Below are 22,581 nucleotides of genomic sequence, written 5' to 3' on the forward strand. Positions count from 1 at the left end.
CCCCGGAGACGACACCGCCGCGACGCCCGAATACAACCCGGTATGAGGGCATCGCGGCGGCGCCGTCTCCGGGTCTCTCGCCCGCGCCTGCCACCGGACGAACTTCCGGGACACGACCTGGTCGCGAGGCCAGTGGCGAATTCCCGCCCCCTCGGGTAACCATGCAGTGGGCTGACGGAGAGGAAAAGAGCACCCACAACACGGGAGTCTGGATGGCCACAGGGGGCAAGACCGAGCTCGCCATCGACCTGGACGAGCTTCGTCTGCTGGTCGGATTGTCCTACCGCGAACTGGCACGCCGCACGGGGTGTGCCCGCAGCACGTTGCACGACGCCTTGACCGGCCGCCGGTTTCCCCGGCTGGACACGGTGCTGGCGATCGCGCGGGTGTGCGGCGGGGACACGACGCGCTGGCGGTTGCGCTGGGTCGCGGCGTGCAAGCGCTCATCTTCCTCGCACCGCACCGACGATGTCCTTGCAGTCGACCAGTCCGAGCTGACGGGAGTCCTGTGAACGCGGGTTGTCCCCCACGACGGCGACGAAACCGTCCGGCACGTGCGCCAAGCCGGGCAGCGTGGCGGCCAGCCACGGTGGCACCGGATCGCCTGCTGTGGCCGCCACCCTCTTGACGCGGTGCGGCAGTTCGGGGTCCGGTACCCGGAACACGATCACCTCGTGGTGACGGGGCCGCCGGAAGAGCCTGCGCGCCAGCAGCTTCTGACCGTCGTGCAGGGTCGGCGACATGCTGTTGCCCCGCACGGTGACCCTGATCCACATCAGTTGACCCTCGCGTCCTGGTAGCCGTCGGCCTGGAGCCGGAACAGGCGGGCGTACTCGCCTCCGGCGTTCATCAGCGCGTCGTGGTCACCCTGCTCGGCGATCCGCCCGCCGGCCAGGGTGACGATGAGGCCGGCCCCGCGCAACGCGGCCAGCCGGTGCGAGATCAGCAGCCGCGTGCGGCCCTCCGCGTGCTGCCGCACGGTCTCGTGCACCCGGTGTTCCGCTTCGGCGTCCAGCCCGGACGTCGGCTCGTCCAGGATCATGAGGTCGGCGTCCGCGCGCATCAGGCACCGCGCCAGCGCCACGCGTTGCCACTGCCCGCCGGACAGCGTGACGCCCGCCCGTTCCTCGTCGGCGTGAGTCCTCGACAGCACCGTGTCGTACCCGTCCGGCAACGCTTCCAGCGTCTCCGCGACACGGGCCCTGCCCGCGGCCGCGACGATCCGCGCCCGGTCACCGAGCTCGTCCACCCGGCCGATGCCGATGTTCTCCGCCGCGGTCAGGTCGTAGGTCATGAACTCCTGGAACACCACGCCGATCCGGGCACGCAACGCCGCCACGTCGAGGTCGCGGAGATCCACGCCACCCCACGTGATCGACCCCCGCTGCGGGTCGTAGAACCGGCACAGCAGCTTCACCAGCGTGCTCTTGCCCGCGCCGTTGACTCCGACCAGCCCGACCGCCTCACCGGCGGGGATGGTCAGGTTCACCCCGCGCAGCACCCACGGGCCGTCGTCGGAGTACCGGAACCAGACGTCCCGCAGCTCGATCGCCGCCTCGCCGGGAGTGCCGGTGCCCGGCGGCAGGTCGTCCCCGGTGCCGATCACGTCGAGGTAGTGCCCGAACAACCGCACGGCGCGCCCGGCCTCGCCGAGCTGCAGCACCACCCCGGACAGCCCGGTCTGCACCCCGGCCACCGCCCCGAGGAACAGCACGAGGTCACCGACCGACGACCTGCCCGCGACGACGTTGAGCGCCACCACGACCGTGCCCGCCCCGGCGACGACCGCGCCGAGCAACGCCAGTGCGCTCTGCACCGCCGTGCCCCTGCGCTGCGCCGCGAGCCGCGCACCGCTGACCGTCACCAGCGATCCGACCATCCGGGTGTGCAGCAGCGAGCCGAGGCCGAACAGCCGGATCTCCTTGGCGGCGCGCACGTCCGTGAGCAACGCCCGGTAGAACAGCCGCCGCCGGTCCGTCGCCACCCACGCCTCCTCCGTCGACGCCTCGCGCCGCGCGGTCGCCAGCCGGGCGAACACCGCCGTCACCACGGACGCCAGCAGCAGCAACGTCATCGGCGGCCACACCACCAGCAACGCGCCGGTGAAGCTGGCCAGCAGCACGACCGAGCGCACGACCTCCTGGGTGAACTGCGAGATCGTGCCGGGCGCTTCCTGCGCGGCCTGCTCGGCGAGCCGCAACCGGTCGTGGAACGCGGGATCCTCGATGCGCGCCAGCCCCGGCAGCGTGGCGACGCGCTGGAACAACCTGCTCTCGACCGTCACCGCCACCCGCTGCCGCACGACCTCCCCGAGATGCCCGCAGAGGTAGAGCAACGCGATGGCGACGCCACCGACGAGCGCCGACGCGACCGCCAGGAACGCCGCCCGGCCCGCACCGGCCTGACGCGACGTCAGCTCGTCCACCAGCAGCATCGTCAGCCAGGCCCCGCTCGCGGGAGCGGCACCGGCGACCACCGTGAGCGCGAGGGTTCCACCGGCGAGCACGGGTGCGGCCTTGAACGGCAACGCGAGCGCCGCCAGGGCGTTGCGGATCATGCCACCGGCGCCGGGACCCCGGCGAAGTCCGCGAGCTTGGTCCCGGACGCCGTCACCACTCCTCCGTGCGTGTACAGCAATGTCGGATAGGCCATGACCTCGAACGCGGACAGCACGGGGTCATCGGTGCCGACGACGGCCACCCGGCCCAGCGCGCCGACCTTCTCGACCAGCCGGGCCGTGGCCTCGGGATCGCCCGGGTCTCCGTCCACAACGGACACGAACCGCGCCGCGGGCGAATCTGCCAGCAGGGCGTCGGTCAGCGTCCGGCACGGCCCGCAGCCGACCGAGAAGAACCCGACCTGCACCGGCCCGTCGAGATCGGCCTCGGTGAACGGAACACCGCTCGTGTCCGCGACCGAGAACGGCTTGATCACCAGGCCCGGCCGCGGCAGGTTCGACTCGCGCTTCGGCTGCGAGTTCTCCTGCAGCTCCCGGACCCTGGCCACCAGCCCGTACGTGAACAACACGTGAAGCGCCACCACCACGGCGAGCAGCACGACGGCGATCGTGAGCAGGGTCAAGGGTTCCTCCCAGGAAACAGGTGCCGGCACGAACGCGCCCAGCGCGGCCACCGCGATCAGCAGGCCGTTGCGCACGAGGTGCTTGAGCCCCAGCACGTCCCCACCCGCGCCAAAACACTTGCAGCGCACCGACTTCCGGCCGGTGATGGCCAGCACGACCGCGCCGCAGAACGTCACGAGCAACGTCACGGCGACGCCGTACCCGAGCCTCGTACCGGGAACGGCGAGCAGCACGACCGCCAACGCCTCCCCCGCGAGCACCGCGACGGCGAGAGGCCGGGCGGGCAGCGGCACCAGGGCGGCGATCGAGTCGCGGAACTCGGCGAACCCCCGCCGTGACCGCACCTTGCCGGCGAAGGCCACCAGGAACACCACGGCGAGCAGCACACGAGCGAACAGATCGAGCACGTCGGCCTCCGGCAACGAGTGCGGGGTGCCGGTGACGAGTCACCGGCACCCCGTCGTGTCACTTGCAGGTGCTGCTCACCGACGAGCAGATGCCGTTGCAGTTGAAGCGGTAGCCCCTCTTGCAACACTGGCCGTGCTCCGGCACGCAGGCACCGGCATCGATCTTCGGCAGCACGAGTCCGACGAGCCGCTCACCGGCCAGCTTGGCGAATCGCTTCACGGGTCCGCTCCTCCCAGTTCGACCAACATCAACGCCACCCACGCTGGTCTGCGGCGGCGGCGAGCGGAAGACGGGTCGGACGAAGTCGGACGAGCTCGGACTCTAGGCCAGCATCCGGCGGACGGCGGACGCGATCAGCTCGGACGGCGAGCCGGTGCCGTAGGGCGACGGGATCTCGCGCAGCGCGGCCCGATGCCCCTCCACGTCGTCCAGCCACGCCAGCACCGAGCTGCCCACCAGCGGACCGGGCGGGACGAGCGTGCCGAACGTGCCCTCGATCTCCGGCCGTTCGGTGCTGCGCCGCACGACCACCACGGGCCGCTTCAGCACGCTCACCTCCTCCTGGATGCCGCCCGAGTCCGACACGACCACCGCGGACCCGTGCGCCAGGGCCAGGAACGGCCGGTACGGCTGGGGTTCGACCACCTGGAGGCCGTGCAGCAGCGCCTCCAGCCCGAACTCGGTGATGCGACTGGCGGTCCGCGGGTGCAGCGGCAGCACGACGGGCAGCGGCAGCCGGCCCAGCTCGCGCAGGATGATCTCCAGGTTGGCCGCGTCGTCCACGTTCTCGGGGCGGTGGATGGTGGCCAGGACGTAGCCGTCGGGCTTCAGGCCGAGCTCGCCCAGGACCACGTCCTGCTCGTCCGCGGAGGGCAGCGCGTGCGCCAGCGCCTCCACGACGGTGTTGCCGGTGACGGCGACACGGCTCTCCGCGACGCCCTCGCCCAGCAGGTTGCGGCGGTTCAGCGACGTCGGCGCGCAGCAGAGGTCGGAGAGGTGGTCGATGAGCACGCGGTTGTGCTCCTCCGGCATCGCGCGGTCGTAGCTGCGCAGGCCCGCCTCCACGTGCACCAGCGGCACGTCGCAGGCGTTGGCGGCCAACGCTCCCGCGAGTGCGGAGGTCGTGTCGCCCTGCACGATCACGGCGCCCGGCCGGTGCGCGGCCAGCACCTCGTCCACCGCCGAGACGGCACGGCCGAGCTGGTCGCCCCGGCGCAGTCCGCCCAGCCGCAGTTCGTGGAACGCGCCGGGTTCCGGCACCTCGCGGCGGATGAGGGAGTACATCGAGCGGTCGTAGTGCTGACCGGTGTAGATCATGGTGCACGCGCTGCCGAAGTGGTCGACGAGCGGCGCGAGTTTGATCAGTTCCGGCCTGGTGCCGCAGACGATCGTGACGATGTTCGTTTCCCGCACCGCGGCAAGGTACTTCATCGATCTTGACGAAACCGGGCACATCCCGCGCACGTTCACTCGAAAGAGTTGCCTCCGATATCGCTCGAAAGTGTTGCCGCACAAGCGTGTCGTAGTGTCCGCGCTCATGTCCGGTCATCTGGCACTTGCGGTGTCCACTGTGCTCTACGGCCTGGGGATAGTCGCGCAGACCGTCGCCGCGCGCAGGGCTGAGGAACGTCCCGGCACCGGGGTGGGGCTGCTCGCCCGCCTCGCCGCGGACCGGTTGTACCTGCTGGGGTTCACCGGTCAGGTCGGCGGGTTCCTGTTCGCGTTCCTGGCGCGCGAGGACCTGCCCCTCTACCTGGTGCAGGCCGGTTCGTCGTGCGCGGTCGGCCTCGCCACCGTGATCGGCGTGCTGCTGCTCGGCTGGCGGATCCGGCGCGTCGAGATCGCCGTGCTGGTGGTGATGGCGTGCGGACTGCTGTTGCTGACGGGTGCGGCGGCGCCGTCCACCGCCCGCGAGCTCCCGCTGGTGCCCGCCCTGGTGGTGCTGGGGCTGCTGACGCTCGCGGTGCTGCCGCTGGCACGGGTGTTCAAGGCCGCGACGCCGGTGCTCGCCGGCATCGCGTTCGCCGTGGTCGCGGTGGCCGCGCGCAACGTCGCCGGCAAGCCGGTGCTCGACCTGGTGCTGCACCCGCTGACCTGGGTGATGGTGATCGCCGCGTTCGTCGGGCAGGCGTGCCTCGCGACGGCGTTGCAGCGCGGTTCGGCCACGTCCGCGGTGGCGTCGATGGACGCGACCACCGTGGTGATCGGCTCGGCGGCCGGGCTCGCGGTGATGGGCGACCAGATCGCGGCCGGGCGCGAGTGGTGGGTCGTGCTGGGCGTGCTGCTGGTGGTGTCCGGCGTGCTGGTGCTCGGGTCCGTCGCGAAGCCCGCCCGGGAGCTGGTCACGGCCAGAGGTGAGCGGTGAAGCCCGTCGCCAGCGTGTCGCTGGACCTCGACAACCTGTGGGCGTACCTGCGCACGCACGGCGACCCCCGCTGGGAGAGCAGGCCGAGCTTCCTGCCGTCCGCGGTGCCGCGCCTGCTGGACGTCTTCGGTGAACAGCGCCTGACCACCACGGTCTTCGTGGTCGGCGCGGACGCGGAACGCGACGACGGCGCCGAGGCGGTCGCGTCGATCACCGCGGCCGGGCACGAGATCGCGAACCACTCGTTCTGGCACCAGCCGTGGCTGCACCGCTTCTCCGACGAGGAGGTCGAGAAGGAGGTCATGCGCGCCGAGGAGGCGATCATGACCGCCGGGGCGCCGCGGCCCGTGGGGTTCCGCGGCCCCGGCTACAGCGTCACGCCCGCGCTGCTCGACGTGCTGCGGCGGCGCGGCTACCTCTACGACGCGAGCGTGCTGCCGACGTGGATCGGGCCGCTGGCCCGCGCGTACCACAACCGCTCGGCGGGGTCGACGGACGGCGGCGAGGACCTGTTCGGCGGGTTCGGCAAGGTCCGCGCTCCCAACACCGCGTACCGCTGGCGGGACACCGGACTGGTCGAGCTGCCGGTGACGACGATGCCGTTGCTGCGTGTGCCGATCCACGGCGCGTACCTGTTGCAGCTGCACCAGGTCTCGCCCCGGCTCGCTCGCGGGTACTTCCGCACGGCGTTGCGCCTGTGCCTGGCGCGCAAGGTCTCCCCGTCGTTGCTGCTGCACCCGACCGACGTGCTCTCCGGTGCCGAGGCGCCCGGGATGGAGTTCTTCCCCGGCATGGCCGTGCCGGGCGCCCAGAAGGTCGAGCTCCTGGGCTGGGTGTTGTCCCTGCTGCGCAAGCACTTCGACGTGGTCGGCACCGGCGCGCACGTCGAGCGCGTCGCCGCATCCCCCCTGCGCGAACGGGATCCGGTCGCATGTGGCTGACGGTCCTGCTGCGCGTCTTCGCCTGCGGGACGGTGGCGCTGGCGCCCCTGGAAGGCTATCTGCTGCAGGTGCACGGGCAGCTGGCCAAGATCGTGCCCGCGCTGCTGATCGGTGTCTGGCTGTTCTCCCTGCACCGCGATCGGCGACTGCCCGCGCCGCACCCGCTGCACCTGGTCGTCGCGTCGCTGGCGGTCGTGCTGCTCGCGACCTCCGCCGTGCACGAGGCCGAGCAGTTCACGCTCGAGTACCTGGTGCGGTGGGTGCCGTTCCTGGTGATCACGGTGGTGCTCGCCGACGTGGCCGCGCGGGAGGTGCCGGTCCGCGCGTTGCTCGGGGCGACGGTCGCGGGCGCGGTCGTGGCGGCGGCGGGCGGGCTGCTCAGCGTGGCCGGTGGCTCGTTGCGCGCCACCGGGCCGCTGGAGGACCCCAACGACCTGGCGTTCTTCCTCGTGGCGGCGCTGCCGCTGCTGGTCGCGCTGCCGGCCAGGGGCCGGTCGCGGATCGTCCTGTTGCTGCTGGGCGCGGTGCTGGTGGCCGGTGCCGCGGCGACGTTCTCGCGCGGCGGCGGGATCGCGCTGGCCTGCGCGCTGGTGTGGCTGATAGCGCGCCGGGCCCTGCCGGTCCGGGCGGTGGTCGTGACGGCCGCCGTCGCCGGTGCGGCGGCGCTGCTGTTCGCCTCGACGGCGCAAGCGGAACTGTCGCGGGCGCTGCAGGAGAAGAGCCACATCGCGGGCACCAACGCCGACACCCGGATGCTGCGCTGGCAGGCGGCCGCGCGGATGCTGGCCGACAACCCTGTGCTCGGCGTCGGGCCCGGCGGGTTCCGCCAGGAGTACGCGGCCGCCGGGCACAACGCGGAGATCGACGAGCAGACCCCGGTGGCGCACAACCTGTTCCTCGAAGTGGCCGCCGAGCTCGGGGTCGCGGGGTTCGCGCTGCTGATCGCGTTCATCGCGGTCGGGTTCGTGGCGAGCGAACGGGCGCTGCGGCGCGTGGCGGACCGGCGTGAGGCCGTGGCCGTGCAGGCGGCGCTGATCGCCGTGCTGGTCGCCTCGATCTTCCTGTCCGAGCAGTACTACCTGCCCCTGTGGTCGCTCGTCGCCCTCGCGGCCGCGATCGAGCGGCGTTCCCGGAAGGAGCCTCGATGCGCGTTCTCCACGTGATCAGCGAGATGGGCGCGGGTGGCGCCGAGGCGCTCGTGGCCGGGATGGCCCTGGCGGGCGGCGACGTCGGCTGGGAGTCCGCGGTGGCGAGCGGCGGCGGGTTCCGCGTCGAGGCGTTGCGCGCGGCCTCGGTGCCCGTTTTCGACGTTCCGGTGGCACGGCGTTCGCCGCTGGGTGTGGTGCGCGCGGCGTGGGCGGTGCGGGTGGCCGTGCGCCGGTTCCGGCCCGATGTCGTGCTGGCGCACAACGTCTCCGCGTCGCTCGTCGCGCGCATCGCCACGCCGCGACGGCCTGTGGTGACGGTGTTCCACGGTGTGGCCGAGGCGGACGTGCCCGGTGCCGTGAAGGTCCTGCGTCGGGTGTCGACCGTCGTCGTGACCGTCGCCTCGGCCGCGGCGCGACGGCTGCGCGACGCCGGACTCGGCTCCGCGGTCGTCATCCCGAACGCCGTCTTCCCGTCCGTGCCGACGGCGGACCGGGCGACCGTGCGGGCCCGGCTCGGGACGCCGCCCGACGTGCCCGTCGCGCTCTGCCCTGCCCGGCTGGAACCGCAGAAGCGGCACGACGTGCTGCTCGACGCGTGGGCGCGGATCCCCGGCGACTGCGAGCTGTGGCTGGCCGGCGACGGCAGCCTGCGGGCGGAGCTGGAGGCGCGTGCCCCCGGCCGGGTCCGGTTCCTCGGCACCCGCACCGACGTGCGCGACCTGCTCGAAGCCGCGGACGTCACCGTGCTCACCAGCGACTGGGAGGGCATGCCGATCGCGCTGCTCGAATCGCTGGCGGCGGGCCGCCCGATCGTCGCGTCCGATGTGGACGGTGTGCGGGAGGTGCTGTCCGGCGGAGGTGGCGTCCTGGTCCCCCGCCGGAGCCCAGAGCAGACCGCGAAAGCGTTGCGCGGCCTGCTCTTCTCCCCCACCGCGCGCTCGGTGGCCGCGTCCCACGACGGCTCGGCCTGCGCGCACACCCTGATGAAGTCCTACGACGAACTGCTTCGTACCGTCCTGGAGGGACGATGAAAGCTCGCAGAGCTGTGGTGGAAGGCGTGCTGGCCGCCGTGCTGGTCGGTGCGGCCGTGCTGCTGGCCGTCGCACTGCGCGACGGCGTGACCGAGGGCAGGCTGACCCTGCTCGCCACCCCGTCCGCACCCGGCGGCGCCCAGTTCGGCGAGGTCACCTCGCTGGCGGCACCGGCGGTGGTGCAACTGGTCCGCAGCCCGTCCGTGCTGGACGCGGCGGCGGGCGCGGCGGGCACGACGCCGGACCGCCTGGCCGACGCCATCGCCGTCGAACTGGTCCCCGCGTCCGGCGTGGCCCGCATCTCGGTCCGCGCCGACTCGGCCGCCCACGCCGCCGCGGCCGTGACCGCGGTGGCCCAGGCGGTGATCGAGGCCGACCTGCTGACGCCCGCCGCCAAGTTCCGCCTGGTCGACCCGCGCCCCGAGACCACGCAGGTGACGCCGGACTGGCGCCTCGCCACGGGCCTCGCCCTGGTGGCCGCGGTGATCGCGGGCGTGGCCGTGGTGGCGGTGCGCCGCCTGCGCGCCAACGTCGTGGGCGCCGCTCTGTCCACGGCGGGCATCAGGCACCCGGTCGTCGTCGCGCACGACGACGACCCCGCTCTCACCGAGCGCCTCACGGCGTTGTGCGTGGCGGCGGCCCGCCCGGTGCGGGTGCTGCCGGTGAGCCCGTCGCTGGCGGACCGCGCGGAGGAACTCGCGCGGACGTTGCCGGACAAGGCTTCCGAACCCGCGGACGGCACGGCCGTGATCGCCGTCGCGTCGAACGACCGCGCGCGGCGCAACGACCTGGCGACGGCCCTCGCGGTGCTGCCGGCCTCGTCGGTGCTGGTGGCGGTGGTGCTGGCGTGATCGCCAGGAACTCGGCCACCCGGCACGTGAACACCCGGAGTGCGGCCAGCGAGAGTGCAATCAGCCGAAGCGAGACCACCCGGAGTGCGGCCAACGGGGACGCGACCACTTGGAACGTGACCAGCCGGAACGTGACCAGCGGTAGCGCGACCAGCGGTAGCGCGACCAGCGGTAGCGCGACCACCCAGGAACTGTCAGACCTGCCTGAGATGATGGGAGTGGGGGCCCGATCCCCCCTGGGGGCCGGTCAGTCCGAATCGATCCCGACGGCCGCCGCCCCAGCCGGTCGCCGCACCGCCCAGCCCGCAACGGCGGTGGCGGCGTGACGATCTCCTCCCGCTGGGCCGCCCTAGTACGCCAGGTGGACGTCCGGACCGTCCTCACCGTCGCCGGTCTCGTCTCTCTCGGAGCACTGGCCGCGGTCGCCGCCGCGGCCGCGACCTCGATCATCCTGGCGGTGGTGCCGGAATGATCACCACCAGCCGCACCGGCCTCACCAAGAAGACCGGCCTCACCAAGAAAGCCGGTCTCGCCAAGAAGATCGGCCTCGCCCTCGTCGCCCTGGCCGGCGTCCTCAGTGCCTTCCGCGCGCTCAAGCCGTCCTGGGAGGTGCCGCTCCCCACCGAGTCGAACCTGCCGGAAGAACGCATGCAGGACTTCCGCGACGCGCTCTACTTCCCGATCCGCGAGTTCCTCGGCGGCGGCAACCCCTACGACCCGGCGGTGATGTTCGAGCACTGGCCGGTGCGCCAGAACTTCAACCTCTACCAGCCCTACCACCTGGTGCTGCACCTGCCGTTCGCGCTGCCGGAGTACCGGGTGGGCGCTGTCGCGTTCGCGCTGGCGTGCCTGGTGCTGCTGGTGGGTCTCGCCGTCATGGCGGCGGGGCACGCGAAGCTGCCCGTGGTCGCGGGCACGGTCGTGATCAGCACGCTGCTGGTGACGAGCCAGGTCGGCAAGGCCCAGATGTACGTCGGGCAGGTCAACCCGCTGATCGCCGTCGGCGCGGCCGGGGCGCTGCTGTTGCGCACGAAGAGTCCTGCCTGGGCGTCGGCGGCGCTGGCGCTGGCCTGGTTGAAGCCGCAGTTCGGGCTTCCGCTGGCGCTGCTGCTGTTCGTGCGCGGTGACCGGAAGGTCGCGCTGCTGGGCACGGTGATCGCGGCGGCGGCCAGTCTGCCCGTGGCCGCGCTCCTCGTCTTCCGGGGCGGTGGGGTCGGCGCGTTCCTCGACGTCATCTCGCGCAACCTGGAGTGGGCCAGCAGCACCGGGTACGGCGCGGTGGACTCCATGACGGCGCAACGGGTCGACCTGCCGGCGGTGTTCTTCCGCACGACCGGGTGGCTGCCGCCCGCGGCGGAACTGCTGGCGCTGTGCGGGGTTCTCGCGGTCACCGCGCTGCTCGCCCGCAGGCTCGACCGCACCGCGCACGGGTCGGAGGCGGCGGACCTGCTGACCTGCCTCGGCATCGTGGTCGCGCTGGTGCACCAGCCGGGTGACGTGCTGATCGCGGTACCGGCGATGACGGCGCTGGCCGTCGTGTGCTGGCGTCGGCGCCAGGACAGCCACTGGCGGTGGGCCGGCGTGGCCACCCTGCTGCTCGTGGTTCCGTTCGCGCACCTGTACTTCGTCGACACGGCCATCAAGGGCGTGCTCGGCGCGCGGGCCGCCGTCACGCTGGACGGGGTCGCGGTCGTGGCGGCCTGGCTGGTGCTCGCGGTGTTCGCGGCACGGCACGTCCGGCGCGCCGCATGACCGATGTGGCGGTGCGGGGGTCGCTGTGGCTCTTCGCGGTCAACCTGGTCAGCAAGAGCAGCCAGATCGTGGTGACCCTCGCGCTCGCCCTGTTCCTCACCGAGGCCGACCTCGGCGCGGTGGCGCTGGTCGTGTCGGTCGTCAACATCGGCCAGGTCGTCCAGGCGATGGGCGTCTACGACATCGTCAGCCGCACCGCCCTGGATCCCCTCAGGACCGCCGGAACCGTGCTCACGATGAGCGTCGCGACCGGAGCGGCGCTGACGGGGATCATCGTCGCCGCCGCGCACCCGATCGCCACCGCGCTCGGGGCGCCGGAGGCCGCCGGGATGCTGCGGCTCGCGGCGCTGACCCTGCCGTTCACCGCGGCGGGCGGGGTGCAGATGGCGTTGATGCACCGCGAGCTCGACTTCCGCCGCCGCATGCTGCCCGACGCGGGCGGCATGCTCGTCGGCGCGGCGGTCACGGTCGCGCTGGCGGCGAACGGCACCGGGCCCACGTCGCTGGTCCTGGGACTGCTCTGCACCGCGGTCGCGCAACCCGTGCTCGCCGCCGTCGCCGGGGCGCGGATCCGCCCCGTCTGGGACCGCGATGCCGCGACGGAGGCCGCGAGGTGGCTGGCGGTCGTGGGACCCGGCGCGTTGATCGCGGTACTGCTGATCAACGTCGACTACCTGGCGATCGGGCACGTCCTCGGCCCCGGGGCGGTGGGCGGGTACTCGCTCGCGTTCCGCATCGCCTGGGTGCCGTACATCATGATCGCCGTCGTGCTGGGCGGCGTGCTGTTCCCGATCTGCGCCGAGCTGGTCCGGAGTGGACGGACGGACCAGCTGCCCGCCACCCTGCGGCGGTTCACCATCGCCGCGCTGGTGGTCACCGGCGGCCTGTACGTCGTGGTCGCGCTGTCCGCGGACGGGATCGTGGTCCTCGGCGAGCAGTGGGCCGGCGCGGCCGGGCTGCTGGTCCTGCTGTGCGGCTACGGACTCGGCCTGAGCCTGCTGCACGTCTGGTACCAGGTGATCAGGGCCGCCGGGCACGCACGCCAGTACCTCGCCCTCGAGGCCACCCACCTCGCCGCCCTGCTGACCGCGCTGGTCTTCACCACCGGCGAAGGCCCGGCGGCGGTCGCCCTCACGCAGGTGACCGTGGTGTGGCTGCTGGTGCCGCTGACCTGGCTGGTCCTCGCCCGCAACGGCCTCGCGTTCCCCGTCCCGCTGCGCGCCGTCGCCGGTGTCGCCGGGGCGGCGCTCGCCTGCCTCGCCCTCAGCACCGTCCTGCCGGACAGCACCACCGTCACCGGGCTCATCGCCACCGGCCTGCTGCTGCTCGCCACCTACTGCGCGATCGCCCTTCCCCTGAACCGCACCGTCCTCATCGGACTGAAGGAGCGCGCGTGAAGGTCGTCCACGTGACGCAGCCGGTCGAGGCCGGGGTCGCCGTCGTGGTGCTGGACCTGGCCAAGGCCCAGCGACGCCGCGGCTGGGACGTCAGCATCGCCTGCCCGTCCACCGGCTGGCTGCCGGACGAGGCCGCGAAGGCCGGGATCCCGCTGCACCCCTGGCAGGCCACCCGCAGCCCCGGCCCGGGCACCGCGCGGGAACTGCGGGCGCTGCGCGGGATCCTACGGGCGCACCGCCCGGACGTCGTCCACCTGCACAGCTCGAAGGCAGGATTGGCCAGGCTGGTCCTGCGCGGCCGCACGCCGACGATCTTCCAGCCCCACCTGTGGTCGTTCCGCGTCGCCACCGGGCTGCTCAGCCGCGCCTGCCGGCTCTGGGAGGCCGCGGCCTCCCGCTGGACGACCCTGCTCCTGTGCGTCAGCGACGACGAGCTGCAAGCCGGCCGCACGGCAGGTGTGACCGCACGGGCCGAGGTCGTCTGCAACGGCGTCGACACCCGGCGCCTGAGCCCGAAGCCCAAGGCGCACGACGTCCCCACGGCGGTGTGCGTCGGACGACTTGCTCACCAGAAGGGCCAGGACCTGCTGCTCGAAGCCTGGCCACAGGTCCTCGCGAAGGTCCCCGACGCCGAGCTCCTCATCGTCGGCGACGGCCCCATGGCAGCGCAGCTCCGCGCCACCGAACACCCGAACACCCGCTGGCACGGCCACAGCGACGCGGTCGACCGCTTCTACACCGAGGCCGACGTCGTGGTCCTGCCCTCCCGCGCCGAAGGCATGGCGCTGGTACCGCTGGAAGCCATGGCCTGCGGACGGTCCGTCGTCGCGTTCGACGTCGAGGGCGTCGAGCAGAGCCTCGGCGACGCGGGCGAGGTGGTCCCCGCAGGCGACACGACAGGCCTGGCGCAAGCGATTGCGCTCCGGCTCGCCGATCCGGAGCTCGCCGCCGCCGAAGGAAAACGCGGCCGGCTGCGGGCCGAGACCCTGTTCGACCGCGACCGCATGACCGGCCAGATCGCGACGCTCACCGCGACACTGGTCACCGAGGAAGGACGAAGATGACACGGATCGCCTACCTGCTCACCCAGGACAGCGGTGGCCCGGTGGACGTGACGGTGCGCCTGGCCGCCGCGCTGGCCAAGTCGGGCGAGGCCGAGGTGCGGGTGTTCGGCCCGCGCCCCCGGCGAGGAGCGGAGCTCATCGACCCGTACTTCGAAGAGACCCTGGTGACGCGCAAGGGGGACATGGCCGCCGCACGGCAGGCGCGGGCCGCGATCAAGGCCTGGCACCCGGACGTCGTGCACGCCCAGGACCGCCGGTCCGGACTGGTCAGCGCGGCCCTCGCCACGAGCGGCACCAAGATCGTGCACACCTACCACGGCGTGCCCGACGAGGTGGCCGAGCCGTGGTTCCGCAACGTCCGCGGCGCCACCCCTCCCCCGGCCTACACCAGGGCGGTGCTGGCCGCCGACGCCGCCGTCGCCCGTGTCGTGCACCGCACCGTGGTCCCGGCCAGGGAGATGGGCCGGTTCCTGCGCGAACGGCTCTACGTGCCGCCGCACCGCATGACCCACATCGACAACTGCGTCGAGGTCGGTGCCGTGAACCCGCCCGCCGGCCCCGTGCGCAAGCTGGTGTTCGTCGGCCTCCTGGTGGAACGCAAGGGGTTGCTGGACCTGCTGGACGCGCTGGAGAGCACGATGCCGCAGGACGCGACGCTCACCGTCATCGGTGACGGCCCGCAGCGGCTCCAGGCCGAGGGCCGGGTCACCCGCCGCGGTCTCTCGAGCCGGGTGGAGTTCCTGGGCTTCCGCAGCGACGTCCCCGAACTGCTGCTGGAGCACGACGCCCTGGTGCTGCCGTCCACAATGGAGCAGCAGCCGCTCGTCGTCGCGGAGGCCATGGCCGCGGGCAAGCCCGTGGTCGCCACGGACACCGGCGGTGTCGCGGACATGCTGGGCGTTCCCGGCACCGACTGCCCGAAGCCCGGCGACGTAGCGGCGCTGGCCGCACGGCTGCGCGCGCTGTTCGCCGACCCCGATCCTGCGAGCACCGGGCACCGGCTCGCCACGAGGGCGCGGGAGCGGTTCACCCCGGAGGTCTGCGCCCGCAGGCACCTCGACCTCTACCGCAGGCTCACCGTTTCGGCCCGTTGACCAGCACCACCGCGTCGGCCGACGGCAGGTCGAGCTGGACCGGCACCGCTTCGCCCTTCAGCGTGACGAGGCCCGGCGGGGGCGTCAGCAGCACGGACGTCTTCGTCGGGTTCACGGCCACCCAGCCGCCCGAGTAACGGCGGTTCCACACGCCGTTGGGCAGGCGGTTCGCCGTCTCGACCGCCTCGCCGAGGCGTGCGTCCTGGTACAGCGACCAGTACGGGTTCTTGTAGTCGGGCTGCGCCCTCGTCCAGCACGTGTGGGGGCTCGCGAGGAGCGCGGCGGAGGCGTACCCGACGCGTTCCTCCTTCTCCGACTTCGTGTGCGTGATCAGCAGCAGCCAAGACTCGCCGAGCGCGGCCTGCGCGCGCTGCTCCTTGAACTGGTTGCCCTGGAACGTGATCAGCTCGCCGGTGCCGTCGTCGCCCTGCAGGCCGAAGTTCTCCTCCATCGCGCCCGCGTACCGGGAGTGCGCCGACCAGCGGCCGGGGGTCAGCTGCGACTCCGACACGTTGGGGATCAGCATCTTCCCGGCCTTCTCCAGGGCGTCGCCGGTGAGTGCGAGCATGGCGTCGAGGCCGTCGCGCAACAGCCTGTCGGACCCCGCGGCGTCGGCGGTGCCCGCGATCACCGCGCTCGAGTAGTACTTGAGCGAGCTGAAGTCGTTGTCCGCCAGCACGCCGTCCCAGCCCTCGCGCAGCACCTCGCCGACGACCGCGTCCGCCCAGGCCTTCTGGTAGGCCGGGTCCCAGACCGTCATCTGCCAGTGCTTCGGGTAGCCGTCCCACTCGATGCGCTGCCCGAGCGTGCTGATCGCGAACCACCCCGGCTGGTTCCGCTCCGCGGCGTGGTAGCCGATCCCGGTGGGCAGGTACCGGGCGTCGCGGTCGCCCTCGACGGCGCCGTAGTAGTTGCGCGTGCTGGAGAAGTCCTTGTACACGAGCACTTTGACCTTGGGGTTCAGCTCGTGCAGCTTGCGCATGGACGCCGTCTCCCACGCGTTGAGCACGACGACGTCGTAGTGCTTGGCCGCGGCCCTGATCTCCCACGGCGTGGGCGAGTCGCCGATCCCGTACCACCACGCGCAGGGCGCCAGCGCCTTGGGGATCGGCCCCGTGATGATCGGGTCCGATTCGGCGGCGCTGACCGCACATGCACTCGAAAGAAGTACGAGAGCGACAGCTGCGAATCGACGTATCAGCGATTTCTCCGACAACACAACTCACCCGCTGTCATCAGTAGAATCCTCAGGTCGAGCCACAACGACCAATTCGCGATGTAGTAGTTGTCGTATCGAGACCTGTCGGCGATGGAAGTGTCACCTCGCAGACCGTGCACCTGGGCTAGTCCAGTCAAGCCGGTCGGAACGCGATGGCGCGCCCAATATAGCTCGTGAATGGACGAAAACTCGCGAACGAAACCGGGACGCTCCGGACGCGGTCCGACAACGCACATGTCGCCGCGCAGCACGTTCCAGAGCTGGGGCAGTTCGTCGAGCGAGGTGCGGCGCAGGAACCGGCCGACCGGACCGACCCGGGAGTCCCCCACGACCGACCACTTCACCTGCGAGTCGTCCTCACCGGACTGCCGGACGCTGCGGATCTTGTAGAGGGTGAACGTGCGGTCGTCCATGCCGACGCGGACCTGCCGGAAGAACAGCGGGCGGCCGCTCTCGACCAGCACCGCGAGCGCGCACAGGCCGATGACCGGCGACAGCACGACCAGGGCGACCGCCGCCAGCACCAGGTCGGCCGCGCGCTTGATCCACCAGGTGGGCCTGCTGGTCGGCGCGGTGCCGAGGCGCATCAGCGGGTAGCTGCGCAGCCGTTCGATGCCGGGGCCGTCGGGGTGCAGCTCGTACATGCGGGGCACGACGAGCGTCGAGCAGCCGAGCCGGTGCGCGGTGATCGCCGCGTCCACCAGCGGTGAGTCGCGGGTGTGCGAGAACGCGAGCACGACGGTGCCTGCCTTGAGCCGCACGATCGCGTCGGCCAGGTCGCCGTCGACCACCTCGAGCATCGGCGGCTGCCGGTCCGGATCAGGGCCGGAGTCGGCGAACGCGACGGGCCGCAGGCCGAACTGGGGGTGCTCCAGCATGGTCCGCGCGAGGGTCACGCCGACCTCGCCCGCGCCGACGATGATCGTGCGGTCGCAGCGGTCGAACCGGCGGCGGCACCACCGGCCGAACGCGAACACGCACCACCGCACCGGCTCGATGGCCAGCGCGAAGACGATCATCGCCCACTGCGCGCCGGCGAGGCCCGCCGGATCGGAACCGCTGGTCAGGCCGATGCCGGTCAGCAGCGCGAAGGCCAGCGCCGTGCTCGCCGCGGACCGGGGCAGGTCCTGCAGCCACGACAGCCACAGCCGCCGCCGGTAGAGCCGCCAGGCACCCCTGATCGTGATCACCGACGCCAGGACCGCGGCGCTCCAGCCCCAGCCGAGACCGCGCTGCGCGCACACCACGGCGAGCGTCACGGTGTCGGCGAGGACGAGCAGCACCGCGACCGCGTTCACCCGGCTGAGCACGTCGCGGCGCACCGAAGACGGCTTGAGGGGGCGCTGCGGCGGGCGTCCGGGATCTGCCTCGCGCGCGTGGGGTGGTCCAGCTGGAACGGCAACCGCCGAGAATCGCCTCATTGAAAGATCATCCGATCGAAGGAGTTGTGGCCGCAGGAGCGCACGAAAGGGTGAATGAACTCTGAGAAATCATCTCTTCGGGTATCAATATTCCCTCTTCGGTGTCCCACATGAACGCAGATGGTGAGGTTTCGACGTTGTTCCTGCCCTGAACTCACCCAGGGCCGCACTCAAAGCTTTAGCACGCCGTGTCAATAATTCACGCCATCAACCACGAGCCACCGAAGAGGGGGCGCCAGAGTGAGAGTCGACGAACACGGCATCCGGCATTCGGCCGGTGAACCGGTCGCAATCGTGCAGAAGCCGATTCGCACGTGCGGCGATGTGCACGTCGTCCTGCCCGCCTACAACGAGGCTGTGGCGCTGCCGTCCCTGCTGGCGCGCATCGCCGGCACCGACCTCGCCGACCGGATCACGGTGTGGGTGGTCGACGACGGGTCGTCGGACGGCACCGGTGAGAGCGCGACCGGTGTGCGCGGGCTCGACGTCCGCTTGGTGACCCACCCGGTCAACCTCGGACTCGGCCAGGCCGTCCAGTCAGGACTGCGGGCGGCGCTCGCGGAGGCCGCGCCCGAGCACGTGCTGATCGTCATGGACGCCGACGACACGCACGACCCAGGGGTGTTCCCCGCGATGCTGGCCGAGATCAAGGCGGGCGCGGACGTCGTGATCTGCTCCCGTTTCGTCGCGGGCGGCGACGACTCGACCGCGCCGCAGTGGCGCCGGCTGCTCTCGCGCGGCGCCCGCGTCGTGTTCGGCAAGGTGCTGCACTTCGACGGGGTCCGCGACTTCACCAGCGGCTTCCGCGCCTACCGGGTGAGCCTGCTGCGCCGCGCCACCGCGCACTGGGGCGAGCGCCTGGTCGAGGAACGCGGTTTCGCCTGCATGGTCGAGCTCCTGCTCAAGCTGCGGCACTGCGGGCCGATCGTCAGCGAGATCCCGCTGCACCTGCGCTACGACCGCAAGCCCGGCGCCAGCAAGCTCCGGCTCGGCCGCACGCTCAAGCAGTACCTGCTCCTGCTCACGCGTGACCGCCTCGCGCCCGTGCCGTTCCGGAAGCTCTGATGCCGCAGCGCGTCGTCGTGATCGGCGGGGGCATCTGCGGCCTCGCCACCGCGCACCGCCTCGCCCGCGAGGGCATGGCCGTGACGCTGCTGGAGGCGAGCGACCAGCTCGGCGGTCTCGGCACGTTCTTCACCTCGCGCGGCCGGTCGGTGGAACGCTTCTACCACTGCGTGATGCCCACCGACACGGCGTTGCTGGAGCTGCTCGACGAGGTCGGCCTGCGCGAGAGCGTCGGCTGGAACCCCACCTCGATGGGCATGATCGTCGAGGGCGAGCACCGCTCGTTCAACTCGGCGCTGGACCTGCTGGGGTTCCGGCCGCTGAGCCTCGTGAACCGGATCCGCTTCGGCGTGGTCTCGCTGCTGTTGCGCAGGCTGGGCAAGGGCAAGGACCTCGACGGCATGCGCACCGAGGACTGGCTGCGCGGCCTGTACGGCGACAAGATCTGGGAGCTGCTGCTCGCGCCGCTGTTCGGCGCGAAGTTCGGCGCCGCGTTCGGTGACGTGCCCGCGCTGTACGTGTGGCAACGCCTCGGCCGCGAGAGCAACGAGTCGGTGCGCGGTTATCCGGCCAGTGGCTACAAGAGCGTGATCGACGCGCTGAGGGCGTCCATCGAGGCGCACGGCGGAGAGGTCCGCACCTCGGCCCCGGTCGGGCGGCTCGAAGCCGGCGAGGACCGGGTGCTCGTCACGACGTACGACGGCGAGACGATCGAGGCGGACCACGCGGTCTCCACGGTCCCGCTGCCCGCGTTGCGGGCCATCGCGGACCCCGATCTCGTGCCGCTGCTGCCGGACGTCCAGCTGCAGTACCAGGGTGTCGTCAACACGCTGTTCTTCCTGCGCAAGCCGCTGTCCGGGCACTACTGGGCACCGGTGATCCGCTCGGGCACGGACTTCGACGGCGTGATCGAGATGACCCCGCTGACGGGCTCCGAGCGCTACGGCGACCGGCACCTCGTGTACGTCATGCACTACACCGACCGCGAGTCCGCGCTGTACCGCGAGGACTCCGAGAGCATCGCCCGCCGGTGGACCGAGCAGCTGCTGGGCCTCCACAAAGGACTGACGGCGGACGACGTCGACGAGGTGCGCGTGTTCAAGGCACCGTTCGTCGAACCCGTGTACCCGCTCGGGTACCTCACGAAGCGCCCGGCCGTCGAGGTGCCCGGCACGCGGCTGCTGCTCGCCACCACGGCCCACGTCTACCCCGACGTCACCAGCTGGAACTCGAGCGTCGAGCTCTCCCGCTCGGTGACGACCACGCTCCTGCGCGACGTCAGGAGCTCCCCGACCCAGGAGAACAGCGCATGGTCAGCAGAATCGGCGCGGTGATCGCGGCACTGACGTTCACCGCGGTCAACCTCGTCTCCTCGCAGCACGTCCAGGCCGACCCCGCGCCGCTGCTGCCCGACCTCCGCCAGGCGCCCATCGGCTGCCCCGGCGGTCACGACGGCTCCCCGCTGCTGTGCCGCGCCTGGGACGTGTGCCTCGTCGAGGACGCCTCGGCACCCCGCGGCAAGTGCATGTTCCGCGGTGGCACCGCGCAGGCCGTGCGGCTGCGGTTCACCACGTCGATCGACAACGTGGGCGACGGCCCGTTGCTGCTGCACGCCCACCGCGACAGCACCGCCACGCCCACGATGGACGTGCGCCAGGCGATCCAGTCCGGAGTGGACGGTTCGATCGCCGGGTCGTACAACGAGGCGCGCCGCGAGACCAGGTCCAGCGCCTACTACGAGCCCGCTCCCACGCACACGCACTGGCACCTGCTCAACTTCGAGTACTTCCAGCTGCGCGCGCCGGACGGCAAGGTCGTCGTGACGGACCGCAAGAACGGTTTCTGCATCGGCGACCGCTACACGGTGTCCGACGACCTCCCGCGCCGCCCGTCGAACCCGGAGAGTCCGGAGGGCAAGCTCGCGCAGCGCCTGGACGGCCACATGTGCGAGCACCACAACCCGTCCGCTTTGGACGTGATGTTCGGCATCTCGGTCGGTTCCGGCGACGACTACAAGTACGACGTCGACTTCCAGTGGCTCGACCTGACCCACGTGAAGTCCGGTGTGTACGACGTCGTGAACGTCGTGAACTCCGACCGCGCGCTGCTGGAGAAGAACTACGACAACAACGCGTCGTCGATCGCGATCTCCGTGCAGTGGCCCGACAACGCGGTGAATCCGCCCAGCACGATCGAACAGGCGCCGTCGGTGCGCATGATCCGCAGCTGTCCCGGGAAAGCGCGGTGCGCCAAGCCGGGCAGCTGAGCAGTTTCCCGACAAGCCCCGAACGGGGGTGTCCGCCTCGCGGGCACCCCCGTTTCTTTTGTACCGGGACAAACGGACTTGATGCGGGCGCTTTACCACGCAGGCCGCTAATGGCACAAATCTTACTCTGCGACACCATTAGCGTCCGCGCATAGCACACCCGTACTCGCAGACGCAATTGCCCGGGAGAACAGTCAAAACGGTCAAGTCAATAGACCGAGTGGTGCAATCTTCATCACAGTCCAGAGTGTCGCACGCAACCCCCTTGGCTCTTGACCTGGGCATGTGGCTGGTTGAGAGAATTCACTTCGCGATTCCACCCCGTCAGGATTGCGACCCGAGCTGATTCCCGGCCGATCAGGAGTGCCCCATCTTGAGCGCGCCAGCCGTCTCGCTGCACGATTTCGCCATTGGCCAACTACGCAACCTCCTGCGCGCCGTCGGTTTAGCGGACTCCGCTAATACGGCGACAAAACTGCTGGGTGAGGCATTAGGCCCCGGCTGCCGGGCACCCCTCTCCGCAGTTCCCCGATGGCCTTCGCTCGTCGCCGACGACCACTCTCCCGTGGAATTCTCGGTGGCTTTGGCCCAAAACGAACGGCCCGCCGTTCGCATGATCGTCGAGTCGCTCGCCGAGCAGCCGGACAGACAGGCCAACCTGACCGCCGCGCTCGGCGTGCTGGACCGGCTCGCGGACCGGTACGATCTGAGGCTCGGGCAGTTCGACCGGGTGCGCGACCTGTTCCTGCCGGACGCCCCGCAGGGCGCGTTCGCGTTCTGGTACTCGCTGATCGTCCAGCCCTCGGGCGCGCCGGCCGTCAAGGTCTACCTCAACCCCGAGGCGCGCGGCCGGGAGAGCGCGACCGGACTGGTCGCGGAGGCACTCGCCCGCCTCGGCCTCGACTCGGCCTTCCCCGTCGTCGCCGAGCACGGCCTGCGGCGCGAGGGGCTGGACCGGTTCTCCTTCTTCGCCCTCGACCTGACGGACGAGAACCGGGCACGGGTGAAGACCTACGTGTCGCACGACGACGCGATGATCACGGACGTGGCGCGGGCCGCGGCGGCCACCCCGGACGTCGACCCGGCACTCCTGACGGACGTCTGCGAGATCGCCCGCGGCGGCACGGGACCGTTCAGCGGGCGCCCGCTGATGTCGAGCTACACGTTCCTCTCCGGCGACACCGACCGGCCCAGCGGCTACTCCCTCTACATCCCGGTGCGGGACTACGTGCAGGACGACCTGGGGGCGTGCGAACGCGTGCTGGCGATCATGGCGAGGTGCGGGCTCGACACCACGCCGTTCGTCATGGCTCTCGCGAGCCTCGTGCGGAGACCGCTCGGCGACGGCGTGGGGCTGATCGCCCACGTGTCCCTGCGCCTGGGCCTGCCGAAGCCCGGAGTCTCGGTCTACCTGTCCTCCGAGGCCTACGACGTCACGCCACCCCGCACCACCGCACTATCCGCTTAACGCTGCACC

Annotated in this window: 22 protein-coding genes; 15 read left to right on the forward strand and 7 right to left on the reverse strand. The window is 71.6% G+C overall.

Annotation, left to right across the window (positions count from 1 at the left end; genetic code table 11):
* Window positions 1–212: 212 nt before the first annotated feature.
* Entirely contained in the window at window positions 213–512 is a 300-nt protein-coding gene (locus ORI60_RS30675; RefSeq protein WP_266041481.1) for a helix-turn-helix domain-containing protein, read from the forward strand.
* Here ORI60_RS30675 and ORI60_RS30680 read toward each other — a convergent pair.
* From ORI60_RS30680 to wecB, 5 genes are all read right to left on the reverse strand, one after another.
* The gene (locus ORI60_RS30680) at window positions 444–776 is read right to left on the reverse strand and encodes a S26 family signal peptidase (protein ID WP_266041482.1); all 333 of its coding nucleotides are present in this window, start codon (window positions 774–776) and stop codon (window positions 444–446) included. The genes ORI60_RS30675 and ORI60_RS30680 overlap by 69 nt on opposite strands.
* Window positions 776–2,557 (reverse strand): ABC transporter ATP-binding protein, encoded by a 1,782-nt coding sequence (locus ORI60_RS30685; protein ID WP_266041483.1) that lies wholly within the window; start codon window positions 2,555–2,557, stop codon window positions 776–778. The genes ORI60_RS30680 and ORI60_RS30685 overlap by 1 nt, the downstream gene beginning before the upstream one ends.
* Complete coding sequence (locus ORI60_RS30690) at window positions 2,554–3,489, reverse strand: TlpA family protein disulfide reductase (RefSeq protein WP_266041484.1); 936 nt, start codon at window positions 3,487–3,489, stop codon at window positions 2,554–2,556. Before ORI60_RS30690 ends, ORI60_RS30685 begins: the two co-directional genes overlap by 4 nt.
* Before the next feature lie 58 nt (window positions 3,490–3,547).
* Window positions 3,548–3,709 carry a hypothetical protein gene (locus tag ORI60_RS30695; RefSeq protein WP_266041485.1) on the reverse strand — a complete coding sequence of 54 codons (162 nt, stop codon included), beginning with the start codon at window positions 3,707–3,709 and terminating at the stop codon, window positions 3,548–3,550.
* A gap of 102 nt (window positions 3,710–3,811) precedes the next feature.
* Window positions 3,812–4,921, reverse strand: coding sequence for a non-hydrolyzing UDP-N-acetylglucosamine 2-epimerase (wecB, locus tag ORI60_RS30700; protein ID WP_266041486.1), 1,110 nt, complete (start codon window positions 4,919–4,921; stop codon window positions 3,812–3,814).
* A 106-nt stretch (window positions 4,922–5,027) separates the two neighbouring features.
* Here wecB and ORI60_RS30705 point away from each other — a divergent pair, with 106 nt between their 5' ends.
* The 10 genes from ORI60_RS30705 (at window position 5,028) to ORI60_RS30750 (ending at window position 15,133) form a co-directional block, all read left to right on the forward strand.
* The gene (locus ORI60_RS30705) at window positions 5,028–5,855 is read left to right on the forward strand and encodes a hypothetical protein (RefSeq protein WP_266041487.1); all 828 of its coding nucleotides are present in this window, start codon (window positions 5,028–5,030) and stop codon (window positions 5,853–5,855) included.
* Window positions 5,852–6,796 (forward strand): polysaccharide deacetylase family protein, encoded by a 945-nt coding sequence (locus tag ORI60_RS30710; protein ID WP_266041488.1) that lies wholly within the window; start codon window positions 5,852–5,854, stop codon window positions 6,794–6,796. The genes ORI60_RS30705 and ORI60_RS30710 overlap by 4 nt, the downstream gene beginning before the upstream one ends.
* Entirely contained in the window at window positions 6,787–7,959 is a 1,173-nt protein-coding gene (locus ORI60_RS30715; RefSeq protein ID WP_266041489.1) for an O-antigen ligase family protein, read from the forward strand. Before ORI60_RS30710 ends, ORI60_RS30715 begins: the two co-directional genes overlap by 10 nt.
* A complete protein-coding gene (locus ORI60_RS30720) occupies window positions 7,941–8,975 on the forward strand; it encodes a glycosyltransferase (protein WP_266041490.1) in 1,035 nt (344 codons plus the stop codon). The genes ORI60_RS30715 and ORI60_RS30720 overlap by 19 nt, the downstream gene beginning before the upstream one ends.
* The gene (locus tag ORI60_RS30725) at window positions 8,972–9,826 is read left to right on the forward strand and encodes a hypothetical protein (protein ID WP_266041491.1); all 855 of its coding nucleotides are present in this window, start codon (window positions 8,972–8,974) and stop codon (window positions 9,824–9,826) included. The genes ORI60_RS30720 and ORI60_RS30725 overlap by 4 nt, the downstream gene beginning before the upstream one ends.
* A 322-nt stretch (window positions 9,827–10,148) precedes the next feature.
* Window positions 10,149–10,298 (forward strand): hypothetical protein, encoded by a 150-nt coding sequence (locus ORI60_RS30730; RefSeq protein ID WP_266041492.1) that lies wholly within the window; start codon window positions 10,149–10,151, stop codon window positions 10,296–10,298.
* Window positions 10,295–11,578: a glycosyltransferase 87 family protein gene (locus tag ORI60_RS30735; protein WP_266041493.1), complete on the forward strand. Its 1,284-nt coding sequence runs from the start codon at window positions 10,295–10,297 to the stop codon at window positions 11,576–11,578. The genes ORI60_RS30730 and ORI60_RS30735 overlap by 4 nt, the downstream gene beginning before the upstream one ends.
* Window positions 11,575–12,975 carry an oligosaccharide flippase family protein gene (locus tag ORI60_RS30740; protein ID WP_266041494.1) on the forward strand — a complete coding sequence of 467 codons (1,401 nt, stop codon included), beginning with the start codon at window positions 11,575–11,577 and terminating at the stop codon, window positions 12,973–12,975. The genes ORI60_RS30735 and ORI60_RS30740 overlap by 4 nt, the downstream gene beginning before the upstream one ends.
* Window positions 12,972–14,039 (forward strand): glycosyltransferase, encoded by a 1,068-nt coding sequence (locus ORI60_RS30745; RefSeq protein WP_266041495.1) that lies wholly within the window; start codon window positions 12,972–12,974, stop codon window positions 14,037–14,039. The genes ORI60_RS30740 and ORI60_RS30745 overlap by 4 nt, the downstream gene beginning before the upstream one ends.
* Window positions 14,036–15,133, forward strand: coding sequence for a glycosyltransferase family 4 protein (locus ORI60_RS30750; RefSeq protein WP_266041496.1), 1,098 nt, complete (start codon window positions 14,036–14,038; stop codon window positions 15,131–15,133). The genes ORI60_RS30745 and ORI60_RS30750 overlap by 4 nt, the downstream gene beginning before the upstream one ends.
* Here the strand turns inward: ORI60_RS30750 and ORI60_RS30755 are convergent.
* Both ORI60_RS30755 and ORI60_RS30760 read right to left on the reverse strand, forming a co-directional pair.
* On the reverse strand, window positions 15,114–16,352 hold the full coding sequence (locus ORI60_RS30755) for a putative glycoside hydrolase family 15 protein (RefSeq protein WP_416234519.1): 1,239 nt from the start codon (window positions 16,350–16,352) through the stop codon (window positions 15,114–15,116). The genes ORI60_RS30750 and ORI60_RS30755 overlap by 20 nt on opposite strands.
* Window positions 16,331–17,674, reverse strand: a complete 1,344-nt coding sequence (locus tag ORI60_RS30760; RefSeq protein ID WP_266041498.1) for a sugar transferase — start codon at window positions 17,672–17,674, stop codon at window positions 16,331–16,333. Before ORI60_RS30760 ends, ORI60_RS30755 begins: the two co-directional genes overlap by 22 nt.
* 339 nt (window positions 17,675–18,013) lie before the next feature.
* Here ORI60_RS30760 and ORI60_RS30765 point away from each other — a divergent pair, with 339 nt between their 5' ends.
* The 4 genes from ORI60_RS30765 (at window position 18,014) to ORI60_RS30780 (ending at window position 22,572) form a co-directional block, all read left to right on the forward strand.
* Entirely contained in the window at window positions 18,014–18,838 is an 825-nt protein-coding gene (locus ORI60_RS30765; RefSeq protein WP_266041499.1) for a glycosyltransferase, read from the forward strand.
* Window positions 18,838–20,172 carry an NAD(P)/FAD-dependent oxidoreductase gene (locus tag ORI60_RS30770; RefSeq protein WP_266041500.1) on the forward strand — a complete coding sequence of 445 codons (1,335 nt, stop codon included), beginning with the start codon at window positions 18,838–18,840 and terminating at the stop codon, window positions 20,170–20,172. The genes ORI60_RS30765 and ORI60_RS30770 overlap by 1 nt, the downstream gene beginning before the upstream one ends.
* A complete protein-coding gene (locus ORI60_RS30775; protein ID WP_266041501.1) occupies window positions 20,148–21,104 on the forward strand; it encodes a lysyl oxidase family protein in 957 nt (318 codons plus the stop codon). The genes ORI60_RS30770 and ORI60_RS30775 overlap by 25 nt, the downstream gene beginning before the upstream one ends.
* A gap of 373 nt (window positions 21,105–21,477) precedes the next feature.
* Window positions 21,478–22,572 (forward strand): tryptophan dimethylallyltransferase family protein, encoded by a 1,095-nt coding sequence (locus ORI60_RS30780; RefSeq protein WP_266041502.1) that lies wholly within the window; start codon window positions 21,478–21,480, stop codon window positions 22,570–22,572.
* Window positions 22,573–22,581: the final 9 nt, after the last annotated feature.

The organism is Lentzea sp. NEAU-D7 (genome assembly GCF_026242055.1).
GTDB lineage: Bacteria > Actinomycetota > Actinomycetes > Mycobacteriales > Pseudonocardiaceae > Lentzea.

Bases quoted from the DNA above. Each gene is read 5' to 3' on its own strand.
- ORI60_RS30675 (WP_266041481.1), top strand. From the start codon at position 213: ATGGCCACAGGGGGCAAGACCGAGCTCGCCATCGACCTGGACGAGCTT.
- ORI60_RS30680 (WP_266041482.1), bottom strand. From the start codon at position 776: ATGTGGATCAGGGTCACCGTGCGGGGCAACAGCATGTCGCCGACCCTG.
- ORI60_RS30685 (WP_266041483.1), bottom strand. From the start codon at position 2,557: ATGATCCGCAACGCCCTGGCGGCGCTCGCGTTGCCGTTCAAGGCCGCA.
- wecB (WP_266041486.1), bottom strand. From the start codon at position 4,921: ATGAAGTACCTTGCCGCGGTGCGGGAAACGAACATCGTCACGATCGTC.
- ORI60_RS30705 (WP_266041487.1), top strand. From the start codon at position 5,028: ATGTCCGGTCATCTGGCACTTGCGGTGTCCACTGTGCTCTACGGCCTG.
- ORI60_RS30715 (WP_266041489.1), top strand. From the start codon at position 6,787: ATGTGGCTGACGGTCCTGCTGCGCGTCTTCGCCTGCGGGACGGTGGCG.
- ORI60_RS30720 (WP_266041490.1), top strand. From the start codon at position 7,941: ATGCGCGTTCTCCACGTGATCAGCGAGATGGGCGCGGGTGGCGCCGAG.
- ORI60_RS30725 (WP_266041491.1), top strand. From the start codon at position 8,972: ATGAAAGCTCGCAGAGCTGTGGTGGAAGGCGTGCTGGCCGCCGTGCTG.
- ORI60_RS30735 (WP_266041493.1), top strand. From the start codon at position 10,295: ATGATCACCACCAGCCGCACCGGCCTCACCAAGAAGACCGGCCTCACC.
- ORI60_RS30740 (WP_266041494.1), top strand. From the start codon at position 11,575: ATGACCGATGTGGCGGTGCGGGGGTCGCTGTGGCTCTTCGCGGTCAAC.
- ORI60_RS30750 (WP_266041496.1), top strand. From the start codon at position 14,036: ATGACACGGATCGCCTACCTGCTCACCCAGGACAGCGGTGGCCCGGTG.
- ORI60_RS30770 (WP_266041500.1), top strand. From the start codon at position 18,838: ATGCCGCAGCGCGTCGTCGTGATCGGCGGGGGCATCTGCGGCCTCGCC.
- ORI60_RS30775 (WP_266041501.1), top strand. From the start codon at position 20,148: ATGGTCAGCAGAATCGGCGCGGTGATCGCGGCACTGACGTTCACCGCG.